This window comes from Novosphingobium sp. BW1, assembly GCF_008107685.1.
In the GTDB taxonomy this organism is placed as follows: domain Bacteria; phylum Pseudomonadota; class Alphaproteobacteria; order Sphingomonadales; family Sphingomonadaceae; genus Novosphingobium.
Genome location: NZ_VIRF01000107.1, coordinates 1 through 1,655, shown reverse-complemented (window position 1 = coordinate 1,655; position 1,655 = coordinate 1). Strand labels below are relative to the sequence as shown.

2 protein-coding genes and 2 pseudogenes are annotated in these 1,655 nt (G+C 56.8%); all 4 read right to left on the bottom strand.

The window, feature by feature from the left end:
* Positions 1-192 (bottom strand): annotated as a pseudogene (locus FMM79_RS20130) (winged helix-turn-helix domain-containing protein); the annotation flags it as partial.
* 225 nt (positions 193-417) lie between these two features.
* Complete coding sequence (locus tag FMM79_RS20125; RefSeq protein ID WP_148629306.1) at positions 418-1,029, bottom strand: cupin domain-containing protein; 612 nt, start codon at positions 1,027-1,029, stop codon at positions 418-420.
* A gap of 32 nt (positions 1,030-1,061) precedes the next feature.
* The gene (locus FMM79_RS20120) at positions 1,062-1,478 is read right to left on the bottom strand and encodes a hypothetical protein (protein WP_162528571.1); all 417 of its coding nucleotides are present in this window, start codon (positions 1,476-1,478) and stop codon (positions 1,062-1,064) included.
* Between the two features lie 50 nt (positions 1,479-1,528).
* A pseudogene (locus tag FMM79_RS20115) lies at positions 1,529-1,655 on the bottom strand (IS630 family transposase); the annotation flags it as partial.

Sequence of the window (1,655 nt, the reverse complement as noted above, 5' to 3'; positions counted from 1 at the left end):
CTTCGCATAGCCCAGTTTCGTCAGTTCGCGGCTGACGCTCGTCTCGTCGAGCGACACCGCGAACTCTTCGTAGAGCCCATGCGCCAGGTCGATCAGCCGCCAGCGCACGAGGCCATGGATCGCAGGGCTCGGCCCGCGCTCGACCGCCTCGCCCCGGCGACCACCATCATAGATCTGGGCCAGTGCCAGCAATCGCCGGGCCTGCGGTGCGCTCTTGAAGCTCCGTGCCAGTCGCCCAAGCGCCGGTCCGTCAAAATCCTTCCGCAATCCGACCGCTCGCCCCACTATCGCGTCCTCCTGAAGCAGGTCGCTATTGAGTCAGACTTTCGCCCAAGTGGGAATCCCCAAGTGAGCCAGCCCCAGCGCAGGTTGGTATAAATCATCCTCGGCACTAAATGCACTCGAAAGGAGATTTAATTAATTTCCTTGGGAGTGAGTTCGTTCAATAGATAAATTTCTACTTACACAGTCACTCTCAGGCATTCCTTCAGGGCAAGGATTTAATTTAGGAAGAAGACTGTTTTCGTGAGGCAAGCGCACGGTCATTACCCGCAAAGGGGTTGGCCCGATTGTTCGGGAGGTGTGTCCATGTCCCGTGACATCGTCTGCCAAGACGATATCTCCCTTTGACAATATGTACTTTGAGCCGTCGCCCAGACCGATTTCTAGGCTGCCTGCGAGGACAATCAGAAAACGCGGCGTAGATACGCCATGAAAATCAATGAAATCGCCAGGCAACGTATCGGCGATCTCGACATCGGTGGCATAGAGCCGGGTCTGTACACTACGCCCCTCCTTGCCTCCGGTTCGAGGAAGTGGAAGCATCTCCAGATGGGATTCGCCATCCTCGCCTCCATAAAGGTGGGCAACCGTGAAGGCCGCCGCTGCAGGATCGATCGGACTGACTGGTTCAGTCGAATGTGGAACACATTCCTCCTTTGCAATCATCGGCTCCTTTGAACGCGCAATCTGCGAATCCAGTGCATTACCAAGCAGGATCAGCGCACCTGCAGCGAGCCTCAGCTTCAATCGCCTCATCAATCAGCACCATGATTTATTTTTCAAACAACGTCGGAAAGGTCACCTGCAGATACCATGTCGATCTGTGCGGCCTTTGAGCGTAGCAATGGGATCAATTCACGGCCATGTTCCGCGATGTCGCCGAACAGATCAAACCCGCGGAGCAAATAGCCACTGATACCCAGGCGATAGTATTCCATCATCGCGTCGGCTACCTGCTCTACGGTGCCGACAAGCGCAGGCGGCAAGGTGGGCGTGGAAAAATCGATCGACGCTTTCGTGATCCCTGTCCACAGGCAGGTATCAAGCGGCTCATCTCCACCGGCTAAGGCATGCATCTCGTTCTTCCCGGAGCCACCTTTCGTCGTTGCCAAGCGAGGCTCGAGACGCATTCCGGTAGATGCAGCCCCATCTCCCTTGGCAATCTCGGCACGCTGCTCCAGTCCCTTGAGGCGCAAGGCCTCCATTACGTCCGACGCGCGACGCCAAGCGTCCTCTTCGCTTTCCCCTAGTGGATTGATTCCAACGTTTGGTGCCCGCGCCTGACAGCGGCGATGATGTCGTGGGGGTCGGCTTTCCAGACGAAGGGACGCGGATCCTCGTTGTGCTCTTTGATGAAGCGGTTGATGGCTGCC